We start from the raw sequence: 6,499 nt of genomic DNA, 5'->3' as shown, positions 1-6,499 counted from the left end.
AAGGGCAAGGTCATCTATAACAAGGCCTTTGGCAAACCGACCTACGACTCCGAAGACAGTATCACCACCGAAAGTATATTCGATCTGGCTTCCGTCACCAAGATTTTGGCTACCCTGCCCATGGTCATGAAAATGGACGAGGAGGGCGATATTGCGCTGAACAATACCTTTCAGGAATTATTGCCCGAATATGCCGATACCGAACTAAAAAATGTTACCGTTCTAAAAGCCCTTTCCCATTATGGCAGGCTGCCCGCATGGATCGCCTTTTACGTCGATACGTTGGATAAGGACCGGAAACCATCGGAAGAATTCTATCGCGAGGCGCCGATGGACGGTTTTCATATCAAGGTAACCGACAGGCTATATTTGACCGACGCCTATAAAGATTCCATTTATAATCGGATAGGTCGGCAAGACCTCAAATCGAATCGATATCGCTACAGTGATGTTGCGTATTATGTAATGAAAGAGTATATCGAAGCCAAGAAAAAGCGCCCATTGGACAAATTGGCCAGCGATTTTCTATTCGGGCCTATCGGTGCTTTTAACACGAGCTATAATCCCTTGGAAAAATTTCCCCAAAACAGGATCGTACCTAGCGAGGAGGATAATTATTACCGGTATCAGCGGGTGCAGGGTTATGTACATGACATGGGCGCCGCCATGCAAGGTGGGGTAGGCGGGCATGCCGGCCTTTTCAGCACTGCCGGCGATGTCGCCAAGATCATGCAGATGTACCTGCAGGAAGGCTATTACGGCGGTACACGTTTTCTGGATTCGAGAACGATTAAAAAGTACAATACCTGTTATTTCTGTAAGAACAACGTGCGGCGTGGCGTAGGTTTCGACAAGCCCGAGCTGGAAGGCAAGGGGAACACCTGCGGCTGCGTTTCACGAAACAGTTTTGGCCATAGCGGTTTTACGGGCACCTACACCTGGGCCGATCCCGAGGAGGAAATCGTGTACGTATTTCTGTCCAACCGAACCTATCCCAGCGCCTCCAACACCCTCTTGATCCAATCGGGACTACGAACGCGGATACAGGAGAAGATTTATGAGGCACTCGTGAATTGAATTTGAGTTTAAAATTTGAATTTGAGTTTGCCCGCTTTTCCCTAACTTTGACGGATGAAGATAGCTATAGTATGTTACCCGACTTTTGGGGGTAGTGGCGTGGTCGCCACGGAATTGGGCATTGCACTTGCCAATAGGGGCCATGAGGTTCATTTTGTGACGTATCGGCAACCTGTGCGGCTCGACTTGTTGAGCAACAGAATCTATTTTCATGAGGTGAACGTACCCGAATATCCGTTGTTTCATTATCAGCCTTATGAGTTGGCACTGTCCAGCAAACTGGTCGACACCATCAAATTGCACGAAATCGACCTGTTGCACGTGCACTATGCCATTCCCCATGCCTATGCGGGCTACATGGCCAAGAAAATGTTGGAGGAGGAAGGCATTTACGTCCCCATGATCACTACGCTTCACGGCACCGATATTACCCTGGTCGGCAATCATCCTTTTTATAAACCTGCAGTTACCTTTAGCATCAACCAATCGGACGTGGTCACGTCGGTGTCGGAAAACCTAAAGCAGCGTACCCTGGAGTTTTTTGATATCAAAAAGGAAATCGAAGTGGTGCCGAATTTTATCGATGGAAAAAAATACAGTACCTCCTATACCGATTGCCAACGTTCGTTGATGGCCGATGACGACGAAAAAATCGTGACCCATATCAGTAATTTCCGTAAGGTAAAGCGCATTCCCGATGTTATCGAAATATTTTATAGGATACAGCAACAAATTCCCGCTAAACTGGTAATGGTAGGCGAGGGACCTGAACGGGCCAATGCGGAGCATCTGTGCAGAAAATTGGGAATCTCCAAAAAAGTAATATTCTTGGGCAATAGCAATGAAATAGATAGGATACTTTGCTTCTCAGATCTGTTTTTGTTGCCTTCGGAATCCGAAAGTTTCGGTTTGGCCGCCTTGGAGGCGATGATAAACAAGGTACCCGTAATCTCCAGTAACACTGGCGGTATCCCCGAGGTAAACGAACAGGGCATAACGGGCTTTTTGAGCGATGTGGGCGACGTTGACGATATGGCCAAAAATGCACTGAAAATATTGAGCGACGACGCCGTCCTGGAAAAATTCAAGGAAAACGCCGTGGTCTCGGCACAACGATTTGATATCCGTAAAGTGGTACCGCTGTATGAGGCCCTCTATGAAAAGGCCTATAAAAGCCGGTTCGATAAAGTATACGACCGATGAAAACCACCGTATTCTTTTTGATACTCATTTTTACGACCTGCAATGCCCAGAAAAATAGCGGAGATATTGCGAAGAAGGACCATCAGGGTAACGACGACGGTCTGATATTAATGGTTAGCGACCCGTATAGCGGTATCGAAGTAGCCGAAACGCTTATTATAAAGGATGCCAAAAGCCTACAAAAATTCTATTCCCAAATAAACCGTACCCGCAAACCGGGCCTTCCCGTACCCGATATCGATTTTTCAGAGGAAATAGTGGTCATTCGCTGTAGCGGAGCGACGGATAAAGGGGCTATGCCCCATCTCTTCATTATGGAGGAAACCGAGGATGAACTAGTCCTCGGAACGAAAGAAACGGATAATGATTCACGTTCTACGGCGGTTACAACTCCTTTTTCCGCTTATAGGATGCCACTTACTAAAAAGGAAGTCATCGTTAGGGAGGAGTACTAGAATTTCTACTAAAAGTACCCATTTTCTGTCATCCAACGAAAATTCCTACCGTTCAGGGCATTATTTTGATAGAAAGCGGCTTTGACCCTTACTTTGTAGTAAGAACACCCAAATCTTGTTCCTATGAAAACAATTACGCTATTCGTGCTTTTTTTGACATGCCTTTCCCACCATTCCCTATTCTCCCAACAGGAGGAGCTACAGCTTACTTATAAAGACAGCATCGTACAAAGTTCTTGGAGGGTCGGTCTCGGATACAACTTTGTCGACGATTCCGGGGATATGTTGGACGAGTTGTTTTCGTTCGCTGACCAATGGAACGGGGTCGCCTATCCGTCACGGGTAAGTATCGGCAGGTATTTCAAAAGCGGAATCGGTGTCGAAGGCATTGCTTCCTACAACAAATATAAAGTCGGTAAGCTTATCGATGGGGCCATCAATCTTGAAGACACGAATTATGTCGGTCTCGATGCCCGATTATCCTACGACCTGAACAAGATTATTGGCGAAACGGCCTGGTTCGACCCCTATGTGGGTGTAGGATTGGGATATACGGATGCCAATAATCAACCTAGGGGCACCTATAATGCCGTCATCGGCTTTCGAACCTGGTTCTCAGACCGTTGGGGACTCGACCTAAGTTCTTCCGGAAAATGGGCCATGAGTACCGATAATGCTACCAACCACCTACAACATGCCGCCGCCGTGGTCTATCGGTTCGGAATCGAAAAGGGACTTTCGAAAAAAGGGGAAGAAAAACTAGCCTTGATCGAGGCCTTGCAAGCGGAAAAACAGCAGAAACTGGATTCCATTGCCGCGGCCAATCGTGAGGAGGAAGCCGCCGCTATGGCCGAGCGATTGGCAAAGGAAAAGGAAGCCGCCCGATTGGCCGCCGCTGAAAAGGCCAAGCAGGACGCCGAAAACCTTAGAAAACGACAAATCGAGGATGAAATCGATGCTTTGGGCTTGGTTTATTTCGACCTGAACTCCTCGTATCTTGATAAAAAATCAAAATCTGTTTTGGATGCCCTTACGTTGCTTCTAAAGGAAAACGATGGCATAGTGCTAAAAGTTAGCTCCTTCACGGATTCGAGAGGTACGTCAACGTATAACGATTGGCTTTCAAGAAAAAGGGTCGAGCGAACCGTAGCCTATCTGATACAACAAGGCATTGCCCCAGAGCGATTGCAACCCGAAGGATATGGCGAAGAAAACTTGCTCAACGAATGCGACGATCATACCTATTGCCCCGAAGAGAAGCATAAAATCAACAGAAGGTCGGAGTTTAAAGTCGTGAAGTTTTAAAAGAATTATTTTAGCAAGAATGGCAAAATGAAGCCGTCTCAGAACTAAACGAGACGGCTTTTTTTGTGGTTTCCCTCAAGAAACGAGCCCCTTCCCCATCCATTTTTTCTTGAACCAAAAATTGAACTTGATATAATAATAGGTCAGGTTTACGGGCCATGAGAGCCAATAGAGGCCTTTGGTGTACATAAAGGGTTGATCAAGTCCGTAAAAATAACGTTACAAGGCTGTTCGTGCTCGATTTTTCGTTGTAAACGGGTCAAGTGGGGCTATGAAGGATTGGGTGCTATTTAATATCTGACAAACAACATAAAAATGATAGGGGATCGCTCATAGATCGATAGAATGATATCTTCCTTAAGCTCTTCTAGCCACAATTGCAGTTTCTTTTTTGATAATTTAGCAGGGAGATTCATAATAGTTTTCTTTATTGGTGGGTTCAAGTACAAGAATATACGATAAACTGCATAAATTGGATGTTTTTAAGAAAATATTAGGTGAAAGATCGATGAAGCACATGATATTTATCTTTTTTCAACCTTGTTGATGTACCCTGCAATCTCCTCGGAAATCAATTCGCGGCCATGGGCGTTCCAATGGTGATCATAGATGAGATTGGTGGATTTTTCCGATTTTTCGAAACGTTCGGCGAAATCGATATAGCGTATGCCGTTTTCGTCTAAAAAGTCTAAAAATCGTTTACTGGTCTTTCGGCTGTCCAGCAGTATGGCGGTTTTGTCTTTGTCTAGACCGTAGAGCGCGATAAGGCTTTTAAAATTGGCGATGCGTTTTTCGTCTTTTTCTCTTTTCTCGTCATCGGTTTCCCCGTTCATTGCATTGGTCTTGTAGGCGTCTTCGGTATCATCGAAGGCATCACCGCCTTGGGCCAATTTTTTCAAGGGCTCGACGATGCCGATTTTGGAACCATAGGCCAAAAGCTTGATGTTGTCCCGTAACCTGAATAGGGTAGAGGATAGCATTTTGATGCGGGCATGGTTCGGTTCGTAGATGCCACGGCCCAGATCGTTTTCGTAGTTCAGGTAGAGGATGATTTCATCGATCAGTTCAAAATCGGTTGCATAAGCGTTTACCAAGTGCAATTGGTTCGCAAAATCGTAGCCTGCATAGCCGTATTCATACACCTCTATCCCTTTTACCTTTTCTTCGACCCGTTTTCCGGTAGAGCTGTCATAATCTTGGTGGAAGCCCTCGATAAAGGAATCGCCGATCAAGGCCACTTCGTACTTGTCCCTACCTGGCTCGAATTCCCTATGCGAATTGAATCCCGCTTTGTTGATATGGAATTCCGAGAAATTCTGGTTCCGGTTTCCCGTTACGGCATATCCCGAATTATCGGGCACCCTTTTTTCCACGCCGTAGTCATCGATAAACCGCGGTGGGTCTTCGGTGTACAGGTGAAGTACCCTCACGATACCTTCCAACAAAAGAAGGATCAAGAAGACGTAGAGGGCGGATTTTAGGATGAATTTTTTCATTTTTAAAACTGAAAATAGATGAACGAACGGTTGACACCATCGTCATAGAACAATAAGATACATAAAACCACGAGAACGTACAAAAATAGCCGTACCGCCCGATATTTGAATTTAAAGGGACTGCGTTCGTCCTTGCGGATCAGATATTCGTAAAAGGTAAACACGCCGATCAGTACGAAAAAATCGAGCATACGATATCCCATGGGATGCACATAGGGTTCGTACCGAAAATCCGTTGCGATACGATTGATATAGTCGAAGGCGGCACTTATCGAAGGCGACCGGAAAAAAATCCTTGAAAAAGTGACTAGGGAAAAGGTTAACAGCACCTGAAAGATTTCCTTTAGGGTCGGAAACCACGTGGTTTCCCCTATAACATTATCCGAATATAACCGGTTTCTGCCCATCAAAAATACGGGGATGTACAACAGGGCATGCAGGCCGCCCCAAAATACGAATGTCCAATTGGCGCCGTGCCAAAGGCCACTGACCAAGAAAATAACGCAGATATTGCGGACGGATTTCAGTTTGGTCACCCGCGATCCCCCGAGGGGAATATAGATGTAATGCCGAAACCAGGTGGAGAGCGATACGTGCCATCGTTGCCAATATTCGGCCACATTCCTAGAAAAATTGGGAAACTTAAAGTTCGACATCAGTTCGATACCGAACAGTTTGGAGGTGCCGATGGCGATGTCGGTATAGCCACTAAAGTCTCCATATACCTGAAAGCTGAACAGACACACCCCAAGAATCAGGGTCGAAGCGGGATAGTCGGTATAGTTCGCAAAAATATCGTCGACCATGGGAGCCAGAGAATCAGCGATGACCAATTTTTTGAAAAAGCCCCATAGAATAAGTTGAACTCCGCTTGAGGCCTGGGCGTAGGTAAACGTTCTACGGGCATTGATCTGTCCCAACAGGTTCGATGCCCTTTCAATGGGCCCGGCTACCAATTGCGGA

The 6,499-nt window shown here is 45.9% G+C and carries 6 protein-coding genes; 4 read left to right on the top strand and 2 right to left on the bottom strand.

The genetic code is table 11. From position 1 onward, the window contains the following. From ACEW8S_RS15220 to ACEW8S_RS15205, 4 genes are all read left to right on the top strand, one after another. Nucleotides 1-1,077 (top strand): serine hydrolase domain-containing protein (locus ACEW8S_RS15220; RefSeq protein ID WP_373518981.1); only part of this gene is annotated, 1,077 nt, incomplete at its 5' end. Between the two features lie 54 nt (nt 1,078-1,131). Next, nucleotides 1,132-2,280, top strand: a complete 1,149-nt coding sequence (bshA, locus tag ACEW8S_RS15215) for an N-acetyl-alpha-D-glucosaminyl L-malate synthase BshA (protein WP_373518980.1) — start codon at nt 1,132-1,134, stop codon at nt 2,278-2,280. Further along, the gene (locus ACEW8S_RS15210; protein ID WP_373518979.1) at nt 2,277-2,735 is read left to right on the top strand and encodes a hypothetical protein; all 459 of its coding nucleotides are present in this window, start codon (nt 2,277-2,279) and stop codon (nt 2,733-2,735) included. The genes bshA and ACEW8S_RS15210 overlap by 4 nt, the downstream gene beginning before the upstream one ends. Before the next feature lie 123 nt (nt 2,736-2,858). Then, on the top strand, nt 2,859-4,040 hold the full coding sequence (locus ACEW8S_RS15205) for an OmpA family protein (protein ID WP_373518978.1): 1,182 nt from the start codon (nt 2,859-2,861) through the stop codon (nt 4,038-4,040). Between the two features lie 524 nt (nt 4,041-4,564). On the opposite strand, the gene ACEW8S_RS15200 is transcribed toward ACEW8S_RS15205, so the two are convergent. Beyond that, entirely contained in the window at nt 4,565-5,536 is a 972-nt protein-coding gene (locus ACEW8S_RS15200; RefSeq protein ID WP_373518977.1) for a hypothetical protein, read from the bottom strand. Between the two features lie 2 nt (nt 5,537-5,538). Next, on the bottom strand, nt 5,539-6,499 hold a 961-nt coding region (locus tag ACEW8S_RS15195), incomplete at its 5' end, for an MBOAT family protein (RefSeq protein ID WP_373518976.1).

This window comes from Pricia sp. (assembly GCF_041745955.1).
Classification (GTDB): domain Bacteria; phylum Bacteroidota; class Bacteroidia; order Flavobacteriales; family Flavobacteriaceae; genus Pricia.
This window is presented reverse-complemented; position numbering and strand designations above follow the sequence as displayed.